Genomic DNA, 26,227 nt, shown 5'->3' with positions numbered 1-26,227 from the left:
TATTTATGTAAATGATTATCCCTTGTTTGCTACACCTTGTCCGAGGTCCTAGTAAAAAGAGTGGGGAATGTTGTAAAAGATGAAAAAACGTTGAGAAAAAGAAATGCAGGGACGTTGAATCGCTGCATTTCCCCTACGCTATAATGCAAAGATGACCTGTGAAATTCTAATCGTACGCACTTCTTCGCTAGGCGACTTAGTGCATATGCTGCCTGCTATCTCTGACATAGCAAGGCATGTGCCAGACGCCCGTATTGACTGGGTAGCGGAAGAGGCGTTTGCCGAAATCCCTGCTTGGCATCCGGCTGTGCGTAATGTCATCACAGTGGCGCATAGACGCTGGCGTAAAGGGTGGTGGTCAGCTCAAGTACGCGCCGAGCGTCAGCAGTTGAAGCAGCAGTTGGCTAACAAGCGTTACGACATCGTGCTGGATATGCAGGCATTAATGAAATCCATTTGGATCGTGCGCCAAACGCATGGGGTGCGTCATGGTTTGGATTGGAAATCTGCCCGTGAGCCTTTAGCGTCACTGTTTTATAACGTAAAGCATAGGGTCGAATTCTGGCAACCTGCGGTTATACGTCAACGTACGTTGGCTGCCGCAACATTTGGCTATCAATACGAGGGTGCCCCAGACTTTGGGTTGCAAGCCATTAGCAAACGTGTGCCAGTGCAGCCGTATGCCATTATCATGCCTTCAGCCAGTAGGGATGATAAGTTGTGGGCACCCGCGAATTGGTTGCGCGTGTTTGACGACTTACAAAACCGAGGGTTATCGCTGCGTTTGTTGGCCGGTAGTCCGGCGGAAAGTGCTAGAGCTGAAGCACTCATTAAAGGCAGACCAGATGCGCAGGTAATGCCGCGTATGGCGTTGTCTGAGGTGGCGGACCAACTAGCAGGCGCAACCTTAATGGTAGGCTTGGATAGTGGCCTAACACACTTGTCTGCGGGGTTGGGTCGCCCTACTATTGGTATTTATAAAGCGTCTACACCAGTACGCACTCCCCTAGAGGGATCAGCGTATACGGCAAGTTTGGGCGAACGTGGCAGAGAGCCTTCTGCGGAAACAGTCTTAAGTGCAATCAATCAAGCCTTAAGCTCGCCTAGAAATGAGATGCTCACCGGAGCCGATGGCTTCTATACGCCATAAATCCACGATGATTACCCAACTGTGAATCGTTTTTTCTACACTCTACTGCTGCGTTTGTTCTCACCATTGCTGTTGGGATGGATGGGGCTACGGGCGCGGCGTGTAGGCGGACGTTGGGACATCTTGGGTGCTAAGCGCTTTGGCTATTACCGTGGGCCCCACTGGCAATCCAAGCCTATTTGGATTCATGCGGTTAGCTTGGGTGAAATCCGTGCGGCTCAGCCGTTGATTGCTGCGTTGCTAAAGCAGGATCACATTATTTTGCTCACGCATTTGACCTACACAGGTAGGGCCGAAGGTAAGCGTATGTTTGCTCAGGAAATCGAAGAGGGGCGTCTGTTCCAGCAGTGGCTGCCTTACGATTTCCCTGGGGCGTGCAAGCGGTTTATACGCCATTATCAACCCGCCATTGCCGTCATGATTGAGCGTGAGGTGTGGCCGAACTTGATGTATGCCGCGAGTAAAGCGCGTTTGCCTGTGGTGCTGGCTAGTGCACGCTTTTCAGATCAGTCATTGCGCCAAAGCTTGCGTATAGGCAGCATGATGCGCGTTGCGTATTCACGTTTTACTGAGATTTATGCGCAAACCTTGCACGATGCTCAGCGTTTGGAGCAGGCAGGCGGCCATGCGGTGCGGGTATCAGGCAACTTCAAGTTTGATGTGCAGTTGTCAGAGGAACAAGTCAAACGAGGTCGCAGCTTTGCAAGCAGTGTAGGCAGACGTGTGGTGTTGGTGGCGAGTACACGTGAGGGTGAAGATGATATGTTCATCCCCGAACTTACTCGCCAAATACGCAAAGAGCAGCAGATGGATTTGGATCCCGCTCAGCGCACCTTATTTTATTTAATTCCCCGTCACCCACAGCGCTTTGAGTCAGCCTTTGATTTGTTGAATGCACAAGGGTTGAATGTGTGTCGTCGTACTGATTTGCTGAAAGCGGGCGATGGTTGCAGTTCTGCCGTCACTATGTGCAAAGAGGCAGATGTGGTCTTGGGCGATAGCCTAGGCGAAATGCCTTGGTATTATGCACAGGCGCAAGTGGCTATTGTGGCGGGCAGTTTTGCACCCTTGGGCGGACAAAACTTCATTGAAGCATGCGCGTTGGGCGTGCCGGTGATTGTGGGTTCCAATACGCGTAATTTTGAGCAAGCTGTGACCGATGCCATCTTGGAAGGTGCGGCGTTGCGTGCAGCGAATGCAGCGATGGCGGTTAAACAGGCAATGGAGCTACTAGAAGACCGACACAAGCTAGAAAGCATGTCCGATGCTGGGCTGCACTGGGTGCAGCAGCATAAGGGATCAGTACAGCGTGTGATTGGCGGGATTAACGAGATCCTGCAGCGCCAACAGCCTTAAACTGCTAAAGGTCGTAACAGCTCTAACAGCAGTTCGCGGTGTGCATGACGCAGGTTATGCAGTCTTTCGGTATCTGTGTCATTAAACAGCACGGCCAGAATTACCCATTGTAGGGACGGTGCTGCAGCCAAGAAGAAGTTGTCGGTAATAGGGCTTTTACGTAGCAAGCCACGACGCACACATTCATCCACAATCTCTTGATCTCGCTGAACACGTCTATCAATGATGTGAGAGTGCCAGTGTTGAATCAACTCAGGCACACGCACACTTTCAGAGATCAGCAATCTAAAGGTAGTCAGTACGGCTGGATCTTCCAGTTTGTCGTATTGCTGTGCCAGAAAGGCATCCACAATTTCTTCAACTGATGGATTTTCGTTTTCTGGCATCCATGAAGAATCCACAGGCTTAACAGGCGTAAGCACCGTCATCATCAGCGCTTGGAAGATTTCTTCCTTGCTGCGGTAATGGGCATAAATACCCGCCTTGGATATTTTGGCCGTAGCCGCAATGCTTTCCATGGTGGTACTAGAGTACCCATTGCTGGCGAACTCAGTGAGAGCAGCATCCAAAATTTCCTGCTTGCGCTTGGCAGCAGGTAGATAACGCCGACGCGGCTTTTTCTCTGTGGTTTTCGCCTCTTCTGTAGGCGAAGTAGCACAGGAGTCAGGGTTGGGCGTACAAGGATGGTGGCTGGTAATCATAATAATGCTGAACTTCTGTATAATACAAAACAACCGACCGGACGTTTTATTCTATCAAATCTTTTCATACTGTGAAACAGAGCATGGTTTACACAATAAAGCCTGTGTTGAGTACGGGCACTGCTAAATGGCTGCAACGACCTACAGTGGTGTTGGCAGTTTTGGCTCTAAGTGGGTGCATGTCACTGGCTCCTAACTATGAAGCTCCACCGTCTCCCATACCCGCTCAGTGGCCTGTAGACACGAAGTCTGATCAGAATCTAAACGCCTCGGTAGCCGCTAGTTTACCTTGGCAAAGCTACTTTACGGACCCTCAACTGCAACAGCTCATTCAGGTTGCATTAGAAAATAACCGTGATTTACGTTTGGCTATCCTGCGTATGGAAGAAGCACAAGCTGCTTTTCGCATACAACGTGCAGACCAATTACCAACAGTAAACGTCGGTGGGCAAGGTGCTCGTGGGCGAGTGCCTGCTGACCTATCACCAACAGGGCGGTCACGTGTAGGTAGTGAGTACCGTGCTGAAGTTGGCTTTAATAGTTGGGAAATCGATCTTTGGGGGCGTGTACGCAACCTAAAAGATGCAGCATTACAACGCTGGTTAGCCACAGAAGCCGCACAGCAAGCCGTTCGTGTGGCGTTAATCTCGCAAGTGGCTGACGGCTATTTTCAATTGCGTGGGCTGGATGAGCGTGAAGCGTTAGCGCAGCGCACTGTGGAAACCCGCGAAAAGTCGTACCGAATTTTTAAGCGTCGCTATGAAGAGGGGGCAACCTCACGCCTAGACCTGACGCAAGTAGAAACCTTGTTGCACCAAGCTCAGGCATTGCATGTAAGTTTGCAACAAGCGCGTGCGGCACAATGGCATGCTCTGTATCAATTAGTGGGCACAGACATTAGTTTGCCTGGGTCGTTGCCACCTTTAGACACACAAAATGCAATGGTGGCCCTCACGCCTGGTCTACCATCTGATTTATTGCTGAATCGTCCTGACATCATGGCGGCAGAATACCAGCTACGTGCTGCTAATGCCGATATTGGTGCTGCACGTGCTGCTTTCTTGCCCCGTATTGCGCTGACGTCCAGCTTGGGTACGGCGAGTGCTGAGTTAGATGATTTGTTTTCATCCGGCAGTAGAGCATGGACATTTGTGCCAGTTATTTCATTACCTATTTTCGATACCGGGCGTAGACAAGCAAACCTTGATATAGCCGAGGTACGACATTCTATGCAGGTGGCAGAATACGAAAAAACGATTCAGACAGCGTTTAGAGAAGTGTCCGATGCGTTGTCTGCTCAGTATTGGTTAAGCGAGCAGCTGATTATTCAGCGCAAAGCCGAACAGGCTCAAGCAGAGAGAGCACGATTGGCGCAGTTACGTTACGACAATGGTTCGGCAGCGTATCTAGAAGTTCTGGATGCAGAGCGCGATTTGTTGGCCGCAGGTCAGCAACTGGTGCAAGTGCGTTATGAACTGTTAGCTAGCCAGGTAGGGTTATACGCCGCCTTAGGTGGCGGCACACAGCAGTCCAAGGAAGAGGTTAAGGCAACGCCTGCCTCAGAGAATGTTGCGAGTCAAAGAGAGTAATGCACAATGAAGAAGCAAATTGTGGTGGTAGCTGGTGTTTTGATTGCCCTGGGCCTGCTCTGGAAGGGCTGGGAATGGTACAACGATGATGGGTTGGGCGATGCCTTCGTAAAGGGAAACGGGCGTATTGAGGCGACAGAAGTAGATGTGGCTGCCAAGTTGGGCGGTCGTATTAACAGTATCGCGGTGCGCGAAGGCGATTTTGTAACTAAAGACCAACCGTTGGCGTCCATGCAAGTGGATGTGTTGTTGGCACAGCGTGACGAAGCAGTAGCCAGTTATCAGCAGGCTGAGCACGGCGTAGCCGCTGCACAAGCTCAAGTACGTCTGCGTGAAAGCGATGTGTTGGCTGCTCGAGCCCTGATTGCTCAACGTGAAGCCGAGTTAGACGCCGCACAACGTCGATTGGCACGTTCACGCACACTGTCCCGAGAAGGTGCTGCCTCGGTGCAAGAGTTGGACGATGACCGTGCACGAGTACGTGGCGCAGAAGCTGTACTGGCCGCGACCAAAGCACAAGCAGCCTCGTCAGATGCGGCGGTAGAAGCGGCCAAGGCACAACTGATTGGTGCACAGTCCACTGTGAAAGCAGCTGAGGCTACCATTGCTCGTATTGATGCCGATCTACGCGATAGCGAATTGAAAGCACCGCGTGCAGGTCGTGTGCAGTTCCGTATTGCGCAACCAGGTGAAGTGTTGGGCGCAGGCGGTAAAGTGCTGAACTTGCTGGACTTGGAAGATGTGTATATGACTTTCTTCCTGCCTGAGTCGGTGGCCGGTCGTGTAGCCATTGGTACTGACGTACGTATTGTGTTGGATGCCGCACCGAACATGGTGATTCCTGCCAAAGTATCATTTGTAGCCAGCAATGCGCAGTTCACCCCTAAAACGGTAGAAACTGCGAATGAGCGCCAAAAATTGATGTTCCGCGTGCGTGCGCACATCTCACCAGAATTGCTGCGTAAATACATGGAGCAAGTCAAAGTGGGCTTGCCAGGTGTAGCGTGGATCAAGCTGGATGCTGATGCATCCTGGCCTGCCTCATTATCCAATGTCGTTTCAGTAACGGAGTAAGCCATGGCTGAACAAGGTAGCCCTGCAGTGGTTGCCCAGGTTCGGGATGTATGGCAACACTACGGTGAAACGGTAGCCCTGCAGGGATTGAATCTGGATATTCCTGCCGGGTGCATGGTAGGGTTGCTGGGTCCTGACGGGGTGGGTAAGTCAAGCTTACTGTCGTTGCTGGCGGGTGCGCGGGCGATCCAAAAAGGGCGTATCGATGTGCTGGGCGGCGATATGGCCAGCAAAGAACACCGTGATGATGTGTGCCCGAATATTGCCTATATGCCCCAAGGCTTGGGTAAGAACCTGTACTTCACACTCTCCGTAGAAGAAAACCTGCAGTTCTTTGGCCGGTTGTTCGGCCACGATGCTGCCGAGCGTAGACGCCGTATTGATGAGCTGACAGCAGCCACGGGTTTGCTTCCGTTTTTGTCACGTCCTGCGGGTAAGTTGTCTGGTGGGATGAAGCAAAAACTGGGCTTGTGTTGCGCGTTAATTCACGATCCTGATTTCCTGATTCTGGACGAACCCACCACTGGTGTGGATCCGTTGGCGCGTGCGCAGTTCTGGGATTTGATCGACAGTATTCGTGTAGATCGGCCCAGCATGAGCGTGATTGTGGCTACTGCCTACATGGACGAAGCACAGCGCTTTGACTGGCTGGTGGCAATGGACGATGGCCAGGTGCTGGCCACGGGTACGCCCGAGGAGTTTTTTGAGCGTACAGGCAAAAATAATCTGGAAGAGGCCTTTATTGAGCTGCTGCCAGAGTCCAAAAAACAAGGCCACGCACCGGTGGTAATTCCACCGTTAGACGTAGACGATGACGATATCGCTATTGAGGCCGAAGATCTCACCATGTGTTTTGGTGACTTTGTTGCGGTAGATAGCGTGTCCTTTCGTATACGCCGCGGCGAGATTTTCGGTTTCTTGGGTTCGAACGGCTGCGGGAAATCTACCACCATGAAAATGTTGACGGGCTTGTTGCCGGCAACACGTGGTCAAGCCTGGCTGTTTGGTCATGAGGTGGATCCTCATGATTTGGATACGCGTCGTCGTGTGGGTTATATGTCCCAAGCGTTCTCGCTGTATAGCGAGCTGACGGTAGAGCAAAACTTGGTGCTGCATGCGCAATTGTTCCACGTTCCTGAAGCGGAACTAGACGAGCGTATTGATGAGATGGTGCAGCGTTTTGATTTAAGCCAAGTGCGGCATAGCTTACCGTCCAGTTTGCCATTGGGTATACGCCAACGTCTTTCATTGGCCGTGGCGATGGTACACAAGCCAGAACTCTTGATACTAGATGAGCCCACTTCCGGTGTGGACCCGGTAGCTAGGGATGGTTTCTGGCGGTTGTTGGTAGAGCTGTCACGTAGAGATAAAGTCACGATCTTTATTTCTACGCACTTCATGAACGAAGCGGCACGTTGTGACCGCATGTCCATGATGCACGCCGGTAAAGTGCTGGACAGTGATGCCCCTGCGAAACTGGTAGAAAAACGTGGTGCGGCAACACTGGAAGAAGCGTTTATTGGCTATTTGTTAGAAGCCAGTGGCGAAACCATGGGTAGCAAGCCTAGTGAAGCAGAAGCGTTGCACGAAGCTGTGGCCGAGCCAGCAGCTGCCACGCTACATAAGCAGAAACGCTTCAGCCTACAGCGCTTGTTGAGCTACACATGGCGTGAAGCGCTGGAATTACAGCGTGACCCTATACGGGCTACGTTGGCGTTGGCGGGTTCACTCATCATGATGTTCATCATGGGCTACGGGATCAGCCTAGACGTAGAGGACTTACGCTATGGGGTGTTGGATAGGGATCAAACCTCTATCAGCCAGAACTACACGCTGAGCTTGGCGGGTTCGCGTTACTTCATCGAGCAACCACCCATACAAGACTATGACGAGTTAGATCAACGTATGCGTAGTGGTGAGTTGTCGTTGGCAATTGAGATTCCACCCGGTTTTGGGCAGAGCGTTAAACGTGGTCAGAATGCAGAAATAGGGGTGTGGATAGATGGTGCTATGCCTACACGTGCAGAAACTATTCAAGGTTATGTGCAAGGTATACATCAGCACTGGTTGTTGGATCAGGCTCAGCAGGCAGGGGTGAACTTCACGCTGCCTGCGGGTATAGAGTCGCGCTATCGCTATAACCCCGATGTACGCAGTTTGCCCGCTATGGTGCCAGTCGTGATTCCGTTGCTGCTGTTGATGTTCCCAGCAATGTTGACTGCGTTGGCCGTAGTGCGCGAGAAAGAATTGGGTGCCATCATTAACCTATACGTGACGCCAGTCACACGCTTAGAGTTCTTACTAGGTAAGCAAATTCCTTACGTATTGTTGGCGTTGATGAACTTCCTGTGCATGTGCTTGTTGGCTGTGACGGTGTTTGGTGTGCCGATGAAAGGTAGCTTTGTAACACTGTTTTTGGCGGCCTTGCTGTTCACCATTATTTCCACAGGGATGGGGCTGTTAGCTTCAGCTATCACGCGTAGTCAGATTGCAGCTTTGTTCTTGGCGTTGATCGGTACCTTGATTCCGGCTGTACAGTTCGCCGGTATGTTGAACCCCGTGTCGTCGTTAGAGGGAGTAGGGCGTTTGGTGGGGGATATTTACCCTGCTACCTATATGTTCATCATCAGCCGAGGGGTATTTGGTAAAGGGCTGAATCTGCACGATCTGGCGACTACATTTGTGCCGTTGTTGATTTCGGTACCGGTGATTATTGGGTTGTCGGTGCTGTTACTACGTAAGCAGGAGCATTGAGATGCGACAGTTACGCAATATCTTTCTGCTGGGACGTAAAGAGCTGTGGAGCCTATGGCGTGACCCCATGTTATTGCTGTTGATTGTGTATATCTTCAGCGTGTCGGTGTACACCAGTGCTACAGCCATGCCTGAAACCTTACACAATGCGGTGATTGCCATTGTGGATGAAGATGAATCACCGTTATCCACACGTATTAGCTCGGCATTTTATCCACCGCAGTTCACTACACCACAACGTATTACGCTGAGTGATATGGATGCCGGTATGGATAGGGGCGATTACACCTTTGTGCTGAATATCCCTCCTGGTTTCCAGCGTGATGTGTTGGCAGGGCGTAGTCCAGATGTGCAGTTGAACGTGGATGCGACGCGTATGAGCCAAGCCTTCACGGGCAATAACTACATCCAACAGATTGTGAATGGCGAGGTGCAGGAATTTCTGCAGCGTTACCGTAAAACAGAGGCGTTGCCTATTAACCTAGAAATTCGTCAGCGTTTTAACCCGACGCTTGAGCGCAGTTGGTTTGGTAGTATCGTAGAAGTGATTAACTCAGTAACGATGCTGTCCATCATTCTGACGGGCGCGGCACTGATTCGTGAGCGTGAACACGGCACCATTGAACACTTGCTGGTTATGCCGGTCACACCAGGAGAGATCATGGTGTCCAAAATTTGGTCCATGGGTCTGGTGGTGGTGTTAGCAACCTTTACCTCATTGATGTTAGTGGTACAGGGGTTGTTAAAGGTACCTATAGAGGGGTCCATAGGTTTATTCCTGTGCGGGGCTGCCTTGTGTGTGTTTGCCATGACATCGTTAGGTATTTACTTAGCGACATTGGCGCGCAGTATGCCGCAGTTCGGCTTGCTGCTGGTGTTGATCTTATTACCGCTGCAAATGTTGTCCGGTGGTATGACACCGCGTGAAAGTATGCCCTTGCTGGTGCAGAAAATCATGTTAGTGGCTCCCACTACGCACTTTGTAGAAATTGGACAGGCTATTCTTTTTCGCGGCGCCGGGCTTGCCGTGGTGTGGCCTGCATTCTTAGCCCTGTTAGCAATTGGGATTGTTCTGTTTTTGCTGTCGTTGCGACGCTTCAGAAGCACGATCAATCAGATGGCTTAAGGCCGTTGGGAGCAAGGTGTAGCGGGTTGTTAACGTAGGACCTTGGTGTCTCGTGCAGCGGCATTTTTCAGATTGCTTTACTACTCTTTGGGAGAGCAAAAATGGCTAGTCGTAAACCCACTCCACCTTCCGAAAACACGCCCTTTTCTTGGGCATGGAATGCCGCCGAAGCGGGAGCGGAGTACGCCAAGGATTTCTGGCAGCGTAGCGTCTTGTACGCCGATGTGCGACGTCAGCGCGGTGATCAGTACCGTGAGCACTTGGAGGAAGATGCACCTACTGTGTTGAAGTTCGAGTATGAACAGCTGTTGTGCGGCCAAGATTTGGCACGCCCAGTTAACTACTCTTTGATGCGTATTATTCCGCCTGCTGGTGTAAAGGTTGATGAGAATAAACGACCATTCATTATTATCGATCCCAGAGCGGGGCACGGTCCTGGTATTGGCGGCTTCAAGGCGGAAAGCGAAATGGGCGCTGCGCTCAGTGCGGGCCACCCTTGCTACTTCGTGGGGTTCTTGCCTGATCCTGTACCCGGCCAGACCGTAGAAGATGTGATTCGCGCGGAAGCTGAGTTTGTACGTCATGTAGGTAAGCTGCATGAACACAGTGAGGGTGGCAAACCAGCTGTGATCGGTAATTGCCAAGCGGGTTGGCAGATTCTGATGACCGCCGCGTTATGGCCCGAACTGTTTGGCCCCATTATTGTGGCAGGTGCGCCGCTCTCTTACTGGGCGGGTGATAACCCTATGCGCTATACCGGGGGATTGTTGGGTGGCAGTTGGCTCACTGCCATGACCAGCGATTTGGGTGATGGCCGCTTTGATGGCGCGTGGTTGGTAGAAAATTTTGAGAATTTAGATCCCGCCAATACGCTGTGGAATAAGCAATATAACTTATTTGCAAAGGTAGATACTGAAGGCCCTCGATATTTGGATTTTGAGAAATATTGGGGCGGCTATGTGTTTTTAAATGACGTGGAAATGCAGTACATCGCCGATGAGCTGTTCATCGGTAATAAGTTGTCCACAGCGCGTTTAATGACCTCTGATGGTCTGCGTATTGATTTGCGTAATATCCGCTCACCTATACTGGTCTTCTGCTCATATGGCGATAATATTACGCCTCCGGGTCAGGCCTTAGGCTGGATTACTGATTTATACAGAAATGACGATGAAGTACTGAGCCACGACCAAACAATTGTCTATGCTACTCACGATAGTATTGGCCATTTGGGGATTTTTGTATCGTCACGGGTGGGCAGCAAAGAATACCGAGAATTCACTAGCCATATAGACACTATCGATTTACTGCCGGCAGGTATTTATCACGCTTCGGTAGAGGATTGTGATGAGGTGCGTGCAGCATGCCCTGTGGATGACCCCTACATGCTGAAACTGCGTCGTAGCAGTGTGGCGGAAGTACGTGACATTGTGCAGCCAGATCAGGAGTCTGAAAAACGCTTCGCGGCGGCGGCTAAGGTGTCAGAGATTAACTTAGCCTTGTACCGCAATCTACTGCAGCCGTGGGTGCGTGCATTTGCAACACCCTATACGGCGTACTGGATGCAGACATTACACCCACTACGCACGTCTTATGAGTGGTGGAGTAGCAATCATCCTTTTGCAGCATGGTTGGGTGAGCAAGCCGAGCAGGTACGCGAGAATAGAGCTCCTGTGCGTGCTGATAATCCTTTCTTGTTGTGGCAAGAGCAGGTGTCTGATGCGATTACTCGGTTTCTGAATCACTATAGAGATAATCGCGACCAAGGCTATGCCGCTTTCTTTGACTCGGTATATGGTTCACCGCTGATGCAGGCGTTGGCAGGGAGAGCGCTAGACGATACGTCCGATGTGCGACCACACCCAGGTGATTGGCCAGAGCATAAAGCGTATGTGGAAGCGACCTTACGGCACTTGTCTGAACGTATGGATGAGGGTGGGCTGGCAGAAGCGGCTATACGTGCTATGTTCTATGTATTGAAGGAGCGTGGCGAAGCGGACGACAGGCATTTTCACTATGCTGAGCAGATGGATCAAGCGGGTTGGCTGAAAGGCAGTGAACGGCCAGCATTTCGTCAGTTATTGCGCGAACAAGCCTTGTTGCTGCACATGGATGAAAATGCAGCGATAGAAGCTATTCCTACTCTACTGAAAGATGCGACCCCTGACGCTATTCGTAAGCTGGCAGAGTTCTTGTTGGGATTGGCGCGTAGTAGTGAGAACCAGTTGTCCAAAGCAGAAGCTAAAGCTCTGGAACGCATCATTGTGATATTGGGGTCGGTATTGGAAAAGCAGGAACAAGCTGCCAAATTGACATCAACTGTTACAGAAGAAACTAAATCTATCCCAACTTCTATTCCTGTTAAAACTGTTAAAGCACGTAAAGTATCGACACGAGTTGCAAAGAAAACAGTTGCGAATATCAAACAGGAAAATGAAAATAAATAATAAAATAATAATCTATTGATATAGATTAAGAAGAAATAAAAAAAGCCCTGAATTTAATTCAGGGCTTTTTTAATATTCTTTACGAATATCGTGTCAGGCTAAATTACAGAGCTTGCACGGATTTGGCTTGTGGGCCTTTTTGGCCTTCAGCTGGCTCGTAAGAAACGCGTTGGTTTTCTTGCAGAGATTTGAAGCCTGTACCAATGATATCGGAGTGGTGAACGAACAGATCTTTGCCACCGCTCTCAGGAGTGATGAAGCCGAAGCCTTTTTCGTTGTTGAACCATTTAACAATACCAGTTTCTGTTTGCATGATTGTTGCAATCCCTAAAAATGACGAGCTTGTGCTCTAAAAAAAGATTGTCAAGGTGTAAAAATCAGGCAACTGGTATATAGATACCGCATTGAACGAACTTACAACTAACTTGATAACCTACGAATCGAATCGTATTACGGGCATTGTTTGACGTCAAGCAGAACCCGTATACGAATACAATTATTAACGCATAAAATTGTTAATAGAGGCTACTGGTATTAATACTAGGAGCGTTTAAAGGTTGTGATATTTACGACCAATTTCTACGGTAGCTTTAAAAAAGCCATCTTTACTTCCGCAGTCATAGCGAGTGCCTTCGTATTGGCGTGCAAATACATTACGAGATTTCAATAAACTAGCGATACCATCGGTCAGTTGAATCTCACCACCAGCACCGGGCTGAGTTTTACGCAAATGTTCAAAAATCTCGGGCTCTAGTACGTAACGGCCTACTACCGCTTGTGTGGATGGCGCATCTTCTGGGCGTGGCTTTTCCACAATACCGTGCAAGCGTGTAGTGTTGGTGTCAACGCTAGTACCAGACACAATTCCGTATTTACTAGTGTCTTGGCGGTCTACTTGTTGTGTGGCTACAATGCTGCCGTTGTATTGATGGGCAGCTTCTACCAACTGGCGTGCTACAGGCGTTTGGGCGTCGATCAAGTCATCCGCCAACAACACCAAGAAAGGCTCATCACCCACGATAGGTGCAGCACACAATACAGCGTGCCCTAGCCCCAACGGAGCGGGCTGACGTGTGTAAATACAGCTCACGTACGGAGGAATGATGTTTTGTACACGTTCCAGCAATTCAATTTTATTTTTGCTGATTAATTCGGACTCTAACTCGGGCATGCTGTCGAAGTGATCTTCGATGGCTCGTTTGTTACGTCCTGTAATAAAAATCAGTTCTGTGACACCCGCTGCAATCGCTTCTTCTACCGCATATTGAATTAACGGTTTATCCACAACGGGAAGCATTTCTTTGGGCATCGCTTTGGTGGCCGGCAGAAAACGGGTACCAAGTCCGGCGACAGGGAAAACAGCTTTGCGTACAGGTTTCATAAAGATAACAGCATCCAGAGTATGTGGTGTTAAGACAGAGGTAAGGCCGAACCAACAGTCACCGCGTTCTCGTTCACAAAGGGAGCGGGGCTAATGCTGCGACCGTATTCACTAGGCTGAACACCAAAAAAGCCCTGACCGTAAGCCAGCAGCGCCACGTTTGCAATCAGGCAGAGCAGGGCGATGTATTTCATGTGGCGATCAGAGAGTAGTGATGACTATGAATAATGTCGGGGATTGTAGCGCTTATGATCGCATGAATCTACGCGAGACGATTGGCAAGAATCGCTAAGCCGTCTAGGGTAGGGGTGTCGCACCATATAGGGTCAGGCAATGATAAGGCCGTTATATGACGCATACGCATGAGTGTCTGCTCTAGTTCGGCTTCGACTAAAGATCTACCTCCACCACTACATAACAGCAATGGAGCATGCCCTACAGCCTCGAGCGTGATGAGCCATTGGCGCACTACTGCACCAGCTTGTGCGGCAGCGATCCCCGAACTAATAGCAGCAGTAGTATGGTCGGGGAAATCTTGTAGCATTCCTGGTATAGCATCTAGTCTGGCCGTGTTTTGGCTTAGCGCATGCTGCATAAGTTGTGGTCCGGGCAGAATCAGGCCGCCTTTGAATTCGTGTCCACAGGGGTGGGGCACAATCGCGTCAACCGTCGTGGCAGTGCCAAAACTGACGTGTAAGAACGCAGAGTGTGGTGCCTGTGACTGTAAGCCTATGGCGGATACCCATCTGTCTGCACCTAAGCGTTCAGGGTGCTGATAACGATTGAGCAAGGTTTGGCAGGGAGTATCACCAGTTTGCCACTGAATAGTAGGTACCTGGTGCGCATGTAGTAGCGCTTGTACTTGTGCAGCCAAGGCTTCGCTGGCCACGTTAACACCGATGGCCCCCGTTGGTGGGGAACTCAGGTGTTGGTTTAACCATGTAGCAATAGGGCTAAGATCCGTATGTGGACATGCCAAGGTTAACGGCAACCGTGCACGGCTACCTGTATCCAGTAGCCCCAGTTTGACGCGTGTGTTGCCAATGTCTATCAGTACGTACATGGTGTTTGTTATTTCCATTAGCGTGGTGCAGAAGGCCTGACCGACACCTCACCCACAGACACTACCTGTGTACCCAGCGCATTACGCATCATTAATTGCCCTTGGGCGTTCACGCCTTGAGCAATACCGGTTTGTAGAATTTTATCGTTGTGCACGATATTGATGTGTTGGCCTAATAACGCATCTACTTGTGAAAAACGTTCTGGCAGTGAGGCAAAGCCGTAAGCGGTGGCTTCATTCATCGCTGTGTACAAACCTGCTGCCATGGCGGCGACTAGGTCACTGGGGCGATGAGCAGGCATATCTACACATTCGTTGCTAATGCTTTCCCAATCGGCGACAGGGCGTTGTAAGGATTCGCTCAGTGATTGTGCATCATTCAAGTTCAACCCTATGCCAATGACAACCACATGATGATCTTTGCTTTCAGGAGCCGTACTGGCTCTGGTGACTTCCGTCAGAATGCCCGCTAGTTTCGCGTCATACCACAGCAAATCGTTGGGCCATTTAAGTTTCAGTGCTACGCGGTGGCGCTCTGGCAGCAAGCTACGCAAGGCCTCGCACGTGGCTACTCCACATAAAGGCGATAAGGTAGCTAGGGCTGGTGGCGGCACAAAAATGTCAAAAGCACAGGAGAACATCAGGTGTGCACCTTCACGGTTCTTCCACGTACGGCCTGCACGCCCTCTACCGCGATCTTGCAAGTGAGCGCCACGCAGCCATGGGCGTAGCGAGGGATTATCTTCCCTGGCCCATTGCAGTAAATCGGCGTTGGTGGAGTCAGTACGGTCTACCCATTCAATACGTCGGAATTGAGGCAGAGCTTGGCGTAGCTGGGACACCATGCGACTGGGAGAAGTTAAGGAAGGCGCATGTTCGGACATGGTAATGACAGCGAGAAGTAGAAGTTCCGTTAGAATGCAGAATACATGTATCGCTATTATGGCATTTTGTGAGCTATGACACAGATTAGGAACGTGGTTTTTAACGGAGAGGCGGGCGCTATTGATTGTGCCGTAGATTGGCCAGAAGGCACGCCTCGTGGTTGGGCACTGGTGTTACACCCGCATCCTTTGCATGGTGGGGCACGGAATAACAAAGTGGTGACTACCATTGCCAAGGCCTGTACTCAGCATGGTCTGGTGGTAGTGCGCCCCGATTTTCGCGGAGTCGGTGCATCGGCAGGCAGTTTTGATCACGCCAAGGGTGAAACGGCTGATATGCGTTTGTTAGTGCAGCAATTCCAAGCTGCCTATCCAGAATTAGCTGCAGGCAAATGGGCGTTGGCGGGGTTTTCGTTTGGTACCTCGGTAGCCGCTCAACTGTATTCCTGTTTGGCTGAAGAGCAGCAGCGCGTACCGGATTCATTGATTCTGACGGGCCCCGCTGTAGAGCGCTTTCGTTTCCGAGAGCTGATGATTCCTGCGCATACCTATTTGTTGCATGGTGAAGTGGATGAGGTAGTGCCCTTATCCGAAGCCATGGACTTTGCCAGAGCCCAAGATCTGGCCTTGACCGTGCTGCCTGACTCATCTCATTTTTTCCATGGCAAGTTGGTACAACTGCGTGAGTTGGTCGCTCAGCAATTGCAATTATTTGCCTGAGAAAAAGCAGGGTGTAAAAAATTGTATGCGTGACAGGCGCTAAGCGTGCTGCGCTCCTGTCATCTGCTTATAATGGGATGCAGCCGCCCGGCGTGGCCATTCAGAAATTAATCCGGAAATTACGCCAGTCTCATGAAATTTTTGTCCCGAATTCGTTCCAAGCTGAGTGCACGCACTCAGCCCATTACTCCTCTATTTATGCGCAAAAAGGTTGCAGCCGCTGTGATCGGCGTGCTGAGCTTTTCTTTGCCTGCTGCCGTTGCGCCCGTTTTTGCGATTGAGCCAGGTGTAGTGCAGACCGTAGGCCAGCTTTCTACTATTCCTGCTCCTACCTTGGGCGCTACCGCGTGGCTGAGCTTGGACGCTAACAGCGGCCAAGTCATTGCCGCACAAGGTTTGGATGATCAGGTAGAGCCTGCTTCACTGACCAAGCTCATGACAGCTTTCTTGGTATTTGATGCCTTGGAAAAAGGGCGATTGAGTTTAGATCAGTTGGTGCCTATCTCTGAGTATGCATGGCGTACAGAGGGTTCCCGCATGTTTGTGGAGCCTAATACTCAAGTGAGCGTGAATGATCTGCTGCAAGGCGTGATCGTGCAATCTGGTAACGATGCGACTGTCGCATTGGCAGAAGCGGTTGCAGGTAGCGAAGAAGCTTTTGTAACGCTGATGAATGAGGAAGCCGCTAGACAAGGGTTGACTCAAACGCATTTTGAGAACGCCAGTGGTTTACCTGGTGTTACGCACCTGACCTCTGTACGTGATTTGGGTACGTTGGCACAAAATTTGGTGCAACGTTTCCCACAATACCTGCACTACTACGGTCAAAAAGAATTTGAGTACAACAAGATCAAACAGCCTAACCGCAACCGTTTGCTGTGGTTGGACAATACGGTTGATGGTCTGAAAACAGGTCACACCAACTCTGCTGGTTACTGCTTGGTGTCTACTGCAGTGCGCGATGGTCGCCGCATTATTTCGGTAGTAGTAGGTACGGCGAACGACGCAGCGCGTACAGAAAACAGCTTGAAGCTGCTGAACTGGAGCTTCCAGAACTTTGAAACAGTAGAGTTGTACGGTGCCAGACAGCCTGTAGTCAGTGCCCGTGTGTGGGAAGGCGAAGCCGAGTCAGTAGGCTTGGGCGTGACCAAACCAGTGATGATTACAGTTCCTCGTGGTCGTGCTGGCGAGTTGCAGCCAGTAGCTGAGTACGCTCAACCCCTGATTGCGCCAGTTGCAGATAACGCTAAAGTGGGCCAGGTGAAATTGATGCTGGGTGATACCGTTTTGCGTCAGGATGATTTGGTGGCCTTGGAAGCTGTGCCGCAAGCAGGCTTTTTTGGTCGTATGGCGGATAAAGTCCGCATGTGGTTTGAGTAAATATTATGACTGGAATCATTCCTCCTGAAGAATCACTGATTGAATACCCCAGCGAATTCCCCATCAAAGTGATGGGTAAGTCCGTGCCGGAGTTTGCAGAGGTTCTGACAGCATTGGTACTAGAGCACGACCCTGTGTTTGATATCACAACCATTGAGTCGCGTCCTAGCAAAAATGGCAATTACGTAGGCCTGACCTTCCGCATCACGGCCACATCACGTGAGCAATTGGATAACCTGTACCGTGCGTTGCACGGTCATCCATTGGTTTCCATGGTGTTGTAATGGCCGATATGCTCACGCCGGTGATACGCTATTTGGGTACGAATATCAGTTACAACGAAACATGGCAGGCCATGCGACGTTTTACTGAGCAGCGTACGGTAGAGACACCGGATGAGCTGTGGGTGCTAGAGCATGCCCCAGTCTATACGCTGGGGCAGGCTGGTATGGAAAGCCACGTCTTAAATGCAGCAGGCATTCCGTTGGTGCGTTCAGACCGAGGTGGTCAGGTGACGTATCACGGGCCTGGGCAAGTCGTGGTGTACTGCCTTATAGACTTACGCAGAATAGGCTTATACGTAAAAGCGTATGTAGCAATGCTGGAGCAAGCCATTATCGATGTGTTAACGTCGGTAGGCTTGGACCAAGCATGTAGAAAAGTGGGCGCTCCTGGTGTGTATGTACCAGGTAGTTGTGTCAGCCCTGTGGTGGCTTTGCCAGATGAGTTGGTGAAAATAGCGGCTTTAGGCGTGAAGATCCGCAATGGCTGTAGTTACCATGGCTTAGCCTTAAACGTGAATATGGATTTGAATCCCTTTTTGGGGATTAATCCGTGTGGATATCAAGGGCTGCAAACCAGTGATCTACAGCACTGTGGCTTGCAACTGAATACGGACAACGTAAGTGAACTGCTCGTTTCGACTTTACAACAAGCCTTGTCCGATGCCGCAAAGCAGCATGAGTATTGCTCTGCCTGAGGGCGGCGAACATGATACCCTAGATTTTTAGTTGGTTTTGCACGTGCGTGCAGAACCCATAATTTTGCTTTTGTATACCTTGCGGTGCTTGCTTTATGACTACCCTAGATACCACTGCTGAACGTAAACCTACGGTGCGTGCTCGTGAAGAGCTGTACGACCCTACGGCTAAACAGACAGCACAGGCCAAGACATCACGTATCCCTATCAAAATCGTGCCTGTTGAGCGCTTGAAGAAACCAGAGTGGATTCGGGTTAAAGCGGCTGCGCCTAATTCGCGCTTCCACGATATTAAAAAAATCTTGCGCGAAAGTAATCTATTTAGCGTGTGTGAAGAAGCCACCTGTCCAAACATTGGCGAGTGCTTCGGTAAAGGTACAGCGACGTTCATGATCATGGGCGAAAAATGTACCCGTCGTTGCCCGTTTTGTGATGTGGGCCACGGTAGACCAGACCCCTTAGATCAAGACGAGCCGCGTAATTTGGCGAGCGCCATCGGCAAAATGCGTTTGTCGTATGTGGTGATCACATCGGTAGACCGTGACGACTTGCGTGATGGTGGTGCCGCTCACTTTGCAGAGTGTATTACCGAGATTCGTACGCAGTCCCCCAAAACCTCCATTGAGGTATTGGTGCCAGACTTCCGTGGCCGTTTGGATAAAGCCTTGGATATCATGCAAGAGACGCCTCCTGATGTGATGAACCACAACTTGGAAACAGTACCTCGTTTGTACAAACAAGCCAGACCTGGTGCGGACTATCTGCATTCGTTGAAACTGCTGAAAGAGTTCAAAGATCGTTGCCCAACAGTACCTACTAAATCTGGCTTGATGGTGGGCTTGGGCGAGACTGACGAAGAAATTCTGGAAGTAATGCGCGACATGCGTGCCCACAATATTGATATGTTGACCATTGGGCAGTACTTGCAGCCGTCTGAGCACCACTTGCCAGTCATGCGCTACGTGACACCTGAGCAATTTAAGGCTTTTGAAGAAGCTGCCTACGAAATGGGCTTTACCCATGCGGCGGTAGGTGCGATGGTGCGTTCGTCTTACCATGCTGATCAGCAAGCAGAACAAGCAGGTGCTTACGCGGCTGGTTAAGTGGCTCTGATACCTAGTAGTTCTCAAACCCCTAGTCGTTGGCTGGGGGTTTTCTTTTGGGCAAGTTATACAGAGTTTATGGCGTCAGGCTCATGCAGATAGTCGTTGATCAGTGAGCTTCTGCAGTCAATGCTGATAACTTATTTATGCCGTGAACGTTGCCGTAGAAAGGCTGTATTCATCGCACATGCTGGGGACTGCAGGAATACTTTTTGTGATTTGAGACACCAAATCAAAAAAGTTTCCTCTCCGTCCCCCGACGGTTCTGATCGTTGATGGATTTACTGCCCTTTCTGTAGGTGCTGTTTCTAGAAGCTGGCTGTGGATAAAGTGTGGTGCTTTTTGGGCTGTGCTTTGGTGTGGGTGGCGGCGCTGCAAAGAGGTGTTAACAACGTTACTCGGCATCCATTCCTGCAGCATAATAATGCTACCTACCAGCAGCGACCAAAGCAAAGACCATGGCAAGCGATGAAGTGAAGGCGAAGAGTCGCTAACATGGGAATTCCCCAGAAGCTCACCGTCTTGATAGTAAGCAAGTACTACAAACTTCAAATGGTCTACAGTGTAAGTAGAAGCTCGTTACTGAGCTGGCGCTCTAAGGGCGCTAGATGTTGTCATGTTTGTGGGGCATGATAGCAATCACTATCCAATACCCTTTCTAGGAGAGTCTTATGGGACGCGTAGCAGAAAAAGTAGCATTGGTAACTGGGGGCGCTTTAGGCATTGGTCGTGCAACGGCTGAATTGCTGGCTCGTGAAGGTGCGAAGGTCGTGGTCACGGATGTGAAGCAGAAAGAGGGCGAAGAGGTGGTCGCGCGCATTAAGGCACAAGGTGGCGAGGCCATTTTTGTGCAGCACGATGCGTCTAGCGAGGATCAGTGGAAAGCAGCGATTGATGCTTCTTTTAAAGCCTTTGGTAAGTTGAACATTGTGGTGAACAACGCGGGTATTGCGTTAGGTAAAACGGTGGAAGACACTACACTTGCTGAATGGCGCAAAGTACAAGAAATTAATTTGGATGGTGTGTTTTTAGGTACTAAGTACGGTATTGAGGCCCTACGCAAAAGCGGCGGTGGTTCGATTGTGAACCTGTCGTCTATCGAAGGTTTGATTGGCGATCCTGGTTTAGCAGCCTATAACGCAAGTAAGGGCGGGGTACGCATCTTCACCAAATCGGCAGCGCTGCATTGCGCACAAGCAGGTTATGGCATTCGCATTAACTCGGTGCACCCAGGCTATATCTGGACACCTATGGTGGCAGGCTTGTCGGATGGTGAGCAAACCGAAAAATACAAGCGTTTGGTCAGTCTGCACCCTATTGGGCATTTGGGTGAAGCAGATGATATTGCGTATGGTATTTTGTACTTGGCGTCTGATGAGTCCAAGTTTATGACCGGTTCAGAGCTGGTGATTGATGGCGGCTATACCGCGCAATAATTGAGTAAAGCTTAACGCTCTGTAACTTTCTGATGTACACGAAGGGGGATTGTGGCATGATCTGTCGCAATCCCACCTTTCTCAAGGAGTTTTCATCATGATACGCAAACCTTTATCGGCCATGCTGTGTACGGCAGCTCTGGTTGCTGGCCCTGTTGTCTTTTCTGAAGCAGCACACGCATGTACTCGATTGGTGTATCACGGTGCAGACAATCAAATTGTGACAGCGCGTTCTATGGATTGGAAAACATCCATTGATACTAACTTGTGGATTTTCCCTCAAGGGATGAAGCGTTCTGGTGAGGCGGGCAGTAATTCGTTGGAATGGACGTCTAAGTATGGCAGCGTGATCGCATCGGGCTACGATATTTCGACGACTGACGGTTTGAACGAAGCGGGCCTGTCAGCCAGCGTGCTGTGGTTGGTGGAGTCTGAGTACCCTGTGCGTGATGACGGGAAGCCAGGTCTGACTATTGCTGCATGGGCTCAGTACGTATTGGATAACTTTGCGACAGTGTCTGAAGCTGTGGCTGAGTTAGAAAAAGAGCCTTTCACCCTGATTACCGATAACGTGCCAGGTGAGCAGCGTTTGGCGACACTGCATTTGGCCATTTCTGATGCTAGCGGCGATAGCGCCATTGTGGAATACATTGACGGTAAACAACGTATTCACCACGGCTCTGAATACCAAGTCATGACTAACTCGCCTACCTATGACAAGCAGTTGGCGATGAACGAATACTGGGAGCAAATTGGTGGCACAGTGATGTTGCCAGGTACGAACCGTGCAGCAGACCGTTTTGCACGTGCGTCGTTCTATGTGAATGCTATTCCTAAAACCACTAATCAGCGAGAAACCATCGCTAGTGTGTTTAGCGTGATTCGTAACGTGTCGGTGCCTTACGGTATTACTACACCGGATCAACCTAATATCTCGTCTACGCGCTGGCGTACCGTAGCAGACCAAAAACGTCTGCATTACTTCTTTGAGTCAGCCCTTACTCCCAATACTTTCTGGGTAGACCTGAGCAAGTTCGATTTGTCTGAAAAAACCGGCAAAGTGCTGAAGCTGGAGCTGGGCACAGATCAGACTACGATTTACTCCGGCATGGTAAATGCTGAGTTTAAAGAAAGTAAGCCGTTTCAGTTTTTAGGCGTATAAGCCTGTTGTGGTTAGGCCCCATGCGCGTGTGGGGCCGTCCAATACCCCTATAGTGTGGTGTAGAATCATGGCTTTTGCGCCCCTATCGCCATGCAACCCACTACATCCACTCAGGTTGACGATACGCAGCTTGTGTACGGTCCGTACGACAAGCCCCGTCCTTGGATCAGTTTTTTCGCTGCACTCCAACACTTATTAGCCATCATTGTGCCCATTGTGACGCCCGGTCTGCTGATTTGTCAGGCCTTGGGTGTTTCGGCGCATGATACGAACTTGATCTTGTCCATGTCCTTGGTGATCTCCGGGATTGCGACCTATGTACAAAGCAAACGTTTCGGACCATTTGGTGCGGGTTTGCTGATCGTGCAGGGTACAAGTTTCAATTTTGTTGGCCCGTTAATTGCAGGTGGTGCATTGATGGTGAAGCAGGGTACACCTGTGGAAACCGTGATGGCGACTATCTTTGGTGTAGTGATTGCTGGCTCGTTTATTGAGATTGGTGTATCGCGCATCTTGCCGGTGATTCGTAAGCTCATTACCCCATTGGTAACGGGTACGGTAGTGCTGCTGATTGGTTTGACGCTAATTAAAGTGGGCATTATCAGCATGGGTGGCGGTTATAGTGCGATGGGTAATGGCAGCTTTGCGAGTGGTGAAAACTTGCTACTGTCGTGCTCGGTGCTGGTTATCATCATTGTGTTGAACCGTATTCCAGTGGTGTGGGTGCGCAGTGCAGCCATTGTGATTGCATTGGCTGTGGGCTATGCCATGGCGGCCTACTTGGGGCGTTTGGATTTTAGTGGCTTAGAAAAAGCGGCTACGTTTCAAGTCCCTGTGCCACTGCACTTCGGTTTGGATTTCTCGTGGGGGTTGTTCATCCCTATGATTGTGATTTATCTGGTGACTTCGTTAGAAGCTATTGGTGATGTGACGGCAACCAGTAAGATTTCCCAAGAGCCTGTAGAGGGTCCAGTATGGATGCAGCGCATTAAGGGTGGCGTGTTGGTAAACGGTGTGAACTCGCTGTTGGCCGGTATTTTCAACACATTCCCAAGCTCTGTGTTTGCACAGAATAACGGCGTGATTCAGCTAACTGGCGTGGCCAGCCGTCACGTAGGTATTTGGATTGCTGGTATGTTGGTGATTCTGGGCTTGTTCCCCGTCGTGTCTGGCGTACTGCAAGCCGTACCTGAACCAGTGTTGGGTGGCGCAGTAATGGTGATGTTTGGTGCGGTAGCCGCATCAGGGATCAACATTTTGGCTGGTACCACATTGGATCGTCGTTCTCTGTTGATTATTGCGGTATCCCTAGGCTTGGGCTTGGGTGTGTCTGAAGTACCTGAGCTGTTGGCAAATGTGCCAGAAGGCGTACGTAATGTACTGGGTTCTGGTGTGGCCACTGGCGGTATTTGTGCACTATTGATGAACTGGTTCTTGCCTGATCGCACTCAGAAAGAGGCGTAAATCTATAGCGTAGCTATAACGGTAGTTAGTGATAAAAATACCCCAAACGCGATGATGTGTTTGGGGTGTTTTTATATGTGCTAGTCAGAATGGTCGTGTGATGCTGATTAGCCCGTTAGTTGAGAGGCAACCAATCGCTTAAATGGTTGCAGCGCATCAGCGGCTTTAAGTACTGTTTTGCGTAAGAAACGAGCTGGTGCTAAATCATTGGTGTACAACGCAATCACCATGTTTGTGGCGGCGTACAAAGGTAAGCTGCTGCGTCTGTGGGCATGTGTATAGCTTTGCAGCAGCTCAGCAGAGGCAATGTCTTTACCTTGTTGGAAGGCAGTGATTACGCGTTCGCTTAGATGTTTGACGCTGAGTGCGCCTAGGTTGAAGCCGTGAGCGGTAACAGGGTGCATGCCAACGGCAGCATCACCAATCAGGGCAAAACGTGGGTTATGGAAACGGAAGGCATAAGCACCTACTAGTGGGTATACATTGCGTTCACTGATGCGTTGCATAGAGCCCAACTGATACTCATAGCGTTGGCTAATGTCTTGATCAAAGGCCTCATCATCTAGACGCTGTAATGCCTGCATGGCATGGTGGGGCAAGGTTAGTACCACAGAAGCTTGCTGGCCGTTTAATGGCAGCAACGCGCGCGTTTGACCATAGCCAAACCACTCCCAAGCCACATGATCGTGGGGGATTTCATGTTTGACCCTGAACACCATCATGCTCTTACCGTAGTCATGCATTTGAGCGGGAATGCCTTGAGCTCTACGGGTTTCAGAAAAACGGCTATCCGCAGCCACGAGCAAACGGCTACTAATCGTACGGCCATCCTCTAGTTCTACTTCCGCACCATGTGAATGAGTGCGTGTATGACGTATTTGTATGCTATCCAGAATGTGCACATGCTCTTGTGTAGCACATTGTTTGAATGCAGCCTGACGGATCAGGTGGTTGGGGATAAGCCAGCCCAACTGTGATTGTTTGCTTAGGTCAGAACGAATGTTCATGCCTTTGAGTGCATGGCCATCCAAGACTTTTGCGTGACGTAAGTCGGATACCTCTTCAGCAGGAAAATGCTCCCATAGCCCCCAGTCTTGCAACAAGCGTTGAGATTCGTGGGTCAGCGCAATTTCACGTCCGTCAAATGCGGGTTCCGCCAGTGCTGCGCGTGGTTGTCGTTCCAGTACTGCCACGTCCATGCCTGCGCGAGCCAGTGTGTAGGCCAAGCACAATCCTGTCGGCCCTGCCCCGACAATGGTTACGTCTACATTCATGTCACCATACCTTTATAGTGTGAAGTCAGTCTCAGCCATTCTAGGGGGTAGGGCGTGTCGTGGCTTTGATCTGCGCTAAGAGATGTGGAACGGGGAAGGAGCGGCAGGGAGTACTGCGGCAATGTCGTGTTGGTGACTGCAGATGATAGATAAAGCACAGGCGTTATCAAGGTTGCCCTTGTATAACGCCTAGTGCGGATCTACGTGAGTAGAGAAGCTAGCCCGTTTATACCTGTGCGCACTGCACCTGTGAAACCTGGCTTTCTGGTGGTACGTCGCGTGTTAGCCAGACGTTACCGCCAATGACAGAACCGCGACCGATGGTGACGCGGCCCAGAATGGTGGCGCCGGCGTAAATTACTACGTCGTCTTCTACTATAGGGTGACGTGGATTACCTTTGACTAAGGAGCCGTCGTCTGACACAGGGAAGCGTTTAGCACCCAGTGTGACCTGCTGATACAGACGTACATTACGGCCAATAATGGCGGTTTCACCAATGACTACACCTGTACCGTGGTCAATAAAGAAGCTTTCGCCAATGTGTGCACCAGGATGTATGTCTATACCGGTTTGTGAATGGGCAATCTCAGTAATTAAACGCGCCAACAAAGGCACGCCGCGTTTGTACAAGGGGTGCGCTATGCGATGAGCAATGGTGGCGGTCACACCGGGGTAGCACAGTAGAACTTCGGAGGTGCTGCCTGCAGCAGGGTCACCTTGGTAGGCGGCACGTATGTCGCTGACTAACAATGCACGTACCGCAGGCAGCTCGGCAGCGAATTCGCGCGTAATGGCAATGGCTTCTTGTTCTATGCTGTCGTCATCACAGCTCTCACGACCTGGCACAAAACAGAGTGCACGTCGAACTTGCTCTACCAAAATGGCCAGTGTGGAACTGAGGGTAGTGCCTACGTAATAATCAATGGTTTCAGCCGTAAGATCGGCGTGACCGTAGTGTGTAGGAAACATTGCTGCAGATAAGCCTTTGATGATGCCTTGTACGGCTTCACGAGAAGGTAACTCACGCACACGGCCCAAGTAGCGAATTTTATGGGTAACTTCACGAGACTCACGCAATGCCGCCACAATGTTCTCAACTCCCCAATGAGAGTGGGCAAGGCTGGCACGCTGAGCGGGGTTGGATCTGGAGTTCATATACATACCTAAAATGACATGTGTATAT

The 26,227-nt window shown here is 50.4% G+C and carries 23 protein-coding genes; 15 read left to right on the top strand and 8 right to left on the bottom strand.

Annotation, left to right across the window (positions count from 1 at the left end; translation table 11 throughout):
• Positions 1-151: 151 nt before the first annotated feature.
• Positions 152-1,150 carry a lipopolysaccharide heptosyltransferase I gene (waaC, locus tag AC3QL0_RS15780; protein ID WP_493009326.1) on the top strand — a complete coding sequence of 333 codons (999 nt, stop codon included), beginning with the start codon at positions 152-154 and terminating at the stop codon, positions 1,148-1,150.
• 21 nt (positions 1,151-1,171) lie between these two features.
• Positions 1,172-2,506, top strand: a complete 1,335-nt coding sequence (locus tag AC3QL0_RS15775; protein ID WP_493009325.1) for a 3-deoxy-D-manno-octulosonic acid transferase — start codon at positions 1,172-1,174, stop codon at positions 2,504-2,506.
• Here AC3QL0_RS15775 and AC3QL0_RS15770 read toward each other — a convergent pair.
• Positions 2,503-3,207: a TetR/AcrR family transcriptional regulator gene (locus tag AC3QL0_RS15770; RefSeq protein WP_493009324.1), complete on the bottom strand. Its 705-nt coding sequence runs from the start codon at positions 3,205-3,207 to the stop codon at positions 2,503-2,505. The genes AC3QL0_RS15775 and AC3QL0_RS15770 overlap by 4 nt on opposite strands.
• Before the next feature lie 83 nt (positions 3,208-3,290).
• Between AC3QL0_RS15770 and AC3QL0_RS15765 the strand changes: the two genes are divergently transcribed.
• From AC3QL0_RS15765 to AC3QL0_RS15745, 5 genes are all read left to right on the top strand, one after another.
• On the top strand, positions 3,291-4,796 hold the full coding sequence (locus AC3QL0_RS15765; RefSeq protein WP_493009323.1) for an efflux transporter outer membrane subunit: 1,506 nt from the start codon (positions 3,291-3,293) through the stop codon (positions 4,794-4,796).
• 6 nt (positions 4,797-4,802) lie between these two features.
• The gene (locus tag AC3QL0_RS15760; RefSeq protein WP_493009322.1) at positions 4,803-5,870 is read left to right on the top strand and encodes an HlyD family secretion protein; all 1,068 of its coding nucleotides are present in this window, start codon (positions 4,803-4,805) and stop codon (positions 5,868-5,870) included.
• 3 nt (positions 5,871-5,873) lie between these two features.
• A complete protein-coding gene (gene rbbA / locus AC3QL0_RS15755; RefSeq protein WP_493009321.1) occupies positions 5,874-8,624 on the top strand; it encodes a ribosome-associated ATPase/putative transporter RbbA in 2,751 nt (916 codons plus the stop codon).
• Between the two features lies 1 nt (position 8,625).
• Complete coding sequence (locus tag AC3QL0_RS15750) at positions 8,626-9,750, top strand: ABC-2 transporter permease (RefSeq protein ID WP_493009320.1); 1,125 nt, start codon at positions 8,626-8,628, stop codon at positions 9,748-9,750.
• 101 nt (positions 9,751-9,851) lie between these two features.
• Positions 9,852-12,197 carry a DUF3141 domain-containing protein gene (locus AC3QL0_RS15745; RefSeq protein ID WP_493009319.1) on the top strand — a complete coding sequence of 782 codons (2,346 nt, stop codon included), beginning with the start codon at positions 9,852-9,854 and terminating at the stop codon, positions 12,195-12,197.
• Positions 12,198-12,300: 103 nt separating this feature from the next.
• On the opposite strand, the gene AC3QL0_RS15740 is transcribed toward AC3QL0_RS15745, so the two are convergent.
• The 5 genes from AC3QL0_RS15740 to AC3QL0_RS15720 all read right to left on the bottom strand — a co-directional run bounded on the left by AC3QL0_RS15740 (position 12,301) and on the right by AC3QL0_RS15720 (position 15,525).
• Positions 12,301-12,510: a cold-shock protein gene (locus AC3QL0_RS15740; protein WP_135867225.1), complete on the bottom strand. Its 210-nt coding sequence runs from the start codon at positions 12,508-12,510 to the stop codon at positions 12,301-12,303.
• Positions 12,511-12,747: 237 nt separating this feature from the next.
• Positions 12,748-13,578 carry a UTP--glucose-1-phosphate uridylyltransferase GalU gene (gene galU, locus AC3QL0_RS15735; protein ID WP_493009318.1) on the bottom strand — a complete coding sequence of 277 codons (831 nt, stop codon included), beginning with the start codon at positions 13,576-13,578 and terminating at the stop codon, positions 12,748-12,750.
• A gap of 29 nt (positions 13,579-13,607) precedes the next feature.
• Entirely contained in the window at positions 13,608-13,772 is a 165-nt protein-coding gene (locus AC3QL0_RS15730) for a hypothetical protein (protein WP_493009317.1), read from the bottom strand.
• Between the two features lie 68 nt (positions 13,773-13,840).
• Positions 13,841-14,659 (bottom strand): type III pantothenate kinase, encoded by an 819-nt coding sequence (locus tag AC3QL0_RS15725; protein ID WP_493009316.1) that lies wholly within the window; start codon positions 14,657-14,659, stop codon positions 13,841-13,843.
• Entirely contained in the window at positions 14,659-15,525 is an 867-nt protein-coding gene (locus AC3QL0_RS15720) for a biotin--[acetyl-CoA-carboxylase] ligase (protein WP_493009315.1), read from the bottom strand. Before AC3QL0_RS15720 ends, AC3QL0_RS15725 begins: the two co-directional genes overlap by 1 nt.
• Before the next feature lie 75 nt (positions 15,526-15,600).
• On the opposite strand from AC3QL0_RS15720, the gene AC3QL0_RS15715 reads away from it, so the two are divergent.
• From AC3QL0_RS15715 to AC3QL0_RS15680, 8 genes are all read left to right on the top strand, one after another.
• Positions 15,601-16,245, top strand: a complete 645-nt coding sequence (locus AC3QL0_RS15715) for an alpha/beta hydrolase (RefSeq protein WP_493009314.1) — start codon at positions 15,601-15,603, stop codon at positions 16,243-16,245.
• 198 nt (positions 16,246-16,443) lie between these two features.
• Positions 16,444-17,625, top strand: a complete 1,182-nt coding sequence (locus AC3QL0_RS15710) for a D-alanyl-D-alanine carboxypeptidase family protein (protein ID WP_493011012.1) — start codon at positions 16,444-16,446, stop codon at positions 17,623-17,625.
• A gap of 5 nt (positions 17,626-17,630) precedes the next feature.
• The gene (locus AC3QL0_RS15705) at positions 17,631-17,909 is read left to right on the top strand and encodes a DUF493 family protein (RefSeq protein ID WP_135866118.1); all 279 of its coding nucleotides are present in this window, start codon (positions 17,631-17,633) and stop codon (positions 17,907-17,909) included.
• A gap of 20 nt (positions 17,910-17,929) precedes the next feature.
• Positions 17,930-18,604 (top strand): lipoyl(octanoyl) transferase LipB, encoded by a 675-nt coding sequence (lipB, locus tag AC3QL0_RS15700; protein WP_493011011.1) that lies wholly within the window; start codon positions 17,930-17,932, stop codon positions 18,602-18,604.
• Between the two features lie 95 nt (positions 18,605-18,699).
• Positions 18,700-19,707: a lipoyl synthase gene (gene lipA / locus AC3QL0_RS15695; protein ID WP_430221242.1), complete on the top strand. Its 1,008-nt coding sequence runs from the start codon at positions 18,700-18,702 to the stop codon at positions 19,705-19,707.
• 671 nt (positions 19,708-20,378) lie between these two features.
• Entirely contained in the window at positions 20,379-21,143 is a 765-nt protein-coding gene (locus AC3QL0_RS15690; RefSeq protein WP_493009313.1) for an SDR family oxidoreductase, read from the top strand.
• Between the two features lie 121 nt (positions 21,144-21,264).
• The gene (locus AC3QL0_RS15685) at positions 21,265-22,305 is read left to right on the top strand and encodes a linear amide C-N hydrolase (protein WP_493011010.1); all 1,041 of its coding nucleotides are present in this window, start codon (positions 21,265-21,267) and stop codon (positions 22,303-22,305) included.
• Positions 22,306-22,395: 90 nt separating this feature from the next.
• Positions 22,396-23,769, top strand: coding sequence for a nucleobase:cation symporter-2 family protein (locus AC3QL0_RS15680; RefSeq protein ID WP_493009312.1), 1,374 nt, complete (start codon positions 22,396-22,398; stop codon positions 23,767-23,769).
• 107 nt (positions 23,770-23,876) lie between these two features.
• Here the strand turns inward: AC3QL0_RS15680 and ubiM are convergent, their stop codons facing one another.
• On the bottom strand, positions 23,877-25,043 hold the full coding sequence (gene ubiM / locus AC3QL0_RS15675) for a 5-demethoxyubiquinol-8 5-hydroxylase UbiM (RefSeq protein WP_493009311.1): 1,167 nt from the start codon (positions 25,041-25,043) through the stop codon (positions 23,877-23,879).
• A gap of 226 nt (positions 25,044-25,269) precedes the next feature.
• Positions 25,270-26,199, bottom strand: a complete 930-nt coding sequence (gene epsC / locus AC3QL0_RS15670; protein ID WP_493009310.1) for a serine O-acetyltransferase EpsC — start codon at positions 26,197-26,199, stop codon at positions 25,270-25,272.
• Positions 26,200-26,227: the final 28 nt, after the last annotated feature.

The sequence above is a fragment of the Paenalcaligenes sp. GW821-LYS-B07-1 genome (assembly GCF_058803365.1).
The sequence above is the reverse complement of the archived record's forward strand: the minus strand, read 5'-3'. Positions and strand labels throughout refer to the sequence as shown.

Coding starts and splice junctions, on each gene's coding strand:
- waaC (WP_493009326.1), top strand. CDS start 152: ATGACCTGTGAAATTCTAATCGTACGCACTTCTTCGCTAGGCGACTTA.
- AC3QL0_RS15740 (WP_135867225.1), bottom strand. CDS start 12,510: ATGCAAACAGAAACTGGTATTGTTAAATGGTTCAACAACGAAAAAGGC.
- AC3QL0_RS15770 (WP_493009324.1), bottom strand. CDS start 3,207: ATGATTACCAGCCACCATCCTTGTACGCCCAACCCTGACTCCTGTGCT.
- AC3QL0_RS15765 (WP_493009323.1), top strand. CDS start 3,291: ATGGTTTACACAATAAAGCCTGTGTTGAGTACGGGCACTGCTAAATGG.
- AC3QL0_RS15710 (WP_493011012.1), top strand. CDS start 16,444: ATGCGCAAAAAGGTTGCAGCCGCTGTGATCGGCGTGCTGAGCTTTTCT.
- AC3QL0_RS15720 (WP_493009315.1), bottom strand. CDS start 15,525: ATGTCCGAACATGCGCCTTCCTTAACTTCTCCCAGTCGCATGGTGTCC.
- epsC (WP_493009310.1), bottom strand. CDS start 26,199: ATGAACTCCAGATCCAACCCCGCTCAGCGTGCCAGCCTTGCCCACTCT.
- galU (WP_493009318.1), bottom strand. CDS start 13,578: ATGAAACCTGTACGCAAAGCTGTTTTCCCTGTCGCCGGACTTGGTACC.
- AC3QL0_RS15680 (WP_493009312.1), top strand. CDS start 22,396: ATGCAACCCACTACATCCACTCAGGTTGACGATACGCAGCTTGTGTAC.
- AC3QL0_RS15760 (WP_493009322.1), top strand. CDS start 4,803: ATGAAGAAGCAAATTGTGGTGGTAGCTGGTGTTTTGATTGCCCTGGGC.
- AC3QL0_RS15750 (WP_493009320.1), top strand. CDS start 8,626: ATGCGACAGTTACGCAATATCTTTCTGCTGGGACGTAAAGAGCTGTGG.
- AC3QL0_RS15745 (WP_493009319.1), top strand. CDS start 9,852: ATGGCTAGTCGTAAACCCACTCCACCTTCCGAAAACACGCCCTTTTCT.
- AC3QL0_RS15715 (WP_493009314.1), top strand. CDS start 15,601: ATGACACAGATTAGGAACGTGGTTTTTAACGGAGAGGCGGGCGCTATT.
- rbbA (WP_493009321.1), top strand. CDS start 5,874: ATGGCTGAACAAGGTAGCCCTGCAGTGGTTGCCCAGGTTCGGGATGTA.
- lipA (WP_430221242.1), top strand. CDS start 18,700: ATGACTACCCTAGATACCACTGCTGAACGTAAACCTACGGTGCGTGCT.
- AC3QL0_RS15725 (WP_493009316.1), bottom strand. CDS start 14,659: ATGGAAATAACAAACACCATGTACGTACTGATAGACATTGGCAACACA.
- ubiM (WP_493009311.1), bottom strand. CDS start 25,043: ATGAATGTAGACGTAACCATTGTCGGGGCAGGGCCGACAGGATTGTGC.
- AC3QL0_RS15730 (WP_493009317.1), bottom strand. CDS start 13,772: ATGAAATACATCGCCCTGCTCTGCCTGATTGCAAACGTGGCGCTGCTG.
- AC3QL0_RS15685 (WP_493011010.1), top strand. CDS start 21,265: ATGCTGTGTACGGCAGCTCTGGTTGCTGGCCCTGTTGTCTTTTCTGAA.
- AC3QL0_RS15705 (WP_135866118.1), top strand. CDS start 17,631: ATGACTGGAATCATTCCTCCTGAAGAATCACTGATTGAATACCCCAGC.
- AC3QL0_RS15690 (WP_493009313.1), top strand. CDS start 20,379: ATGGGACGCGTAGCAGAAAAAGTAGCATTGGTAACTGGGGGCGCTTTA.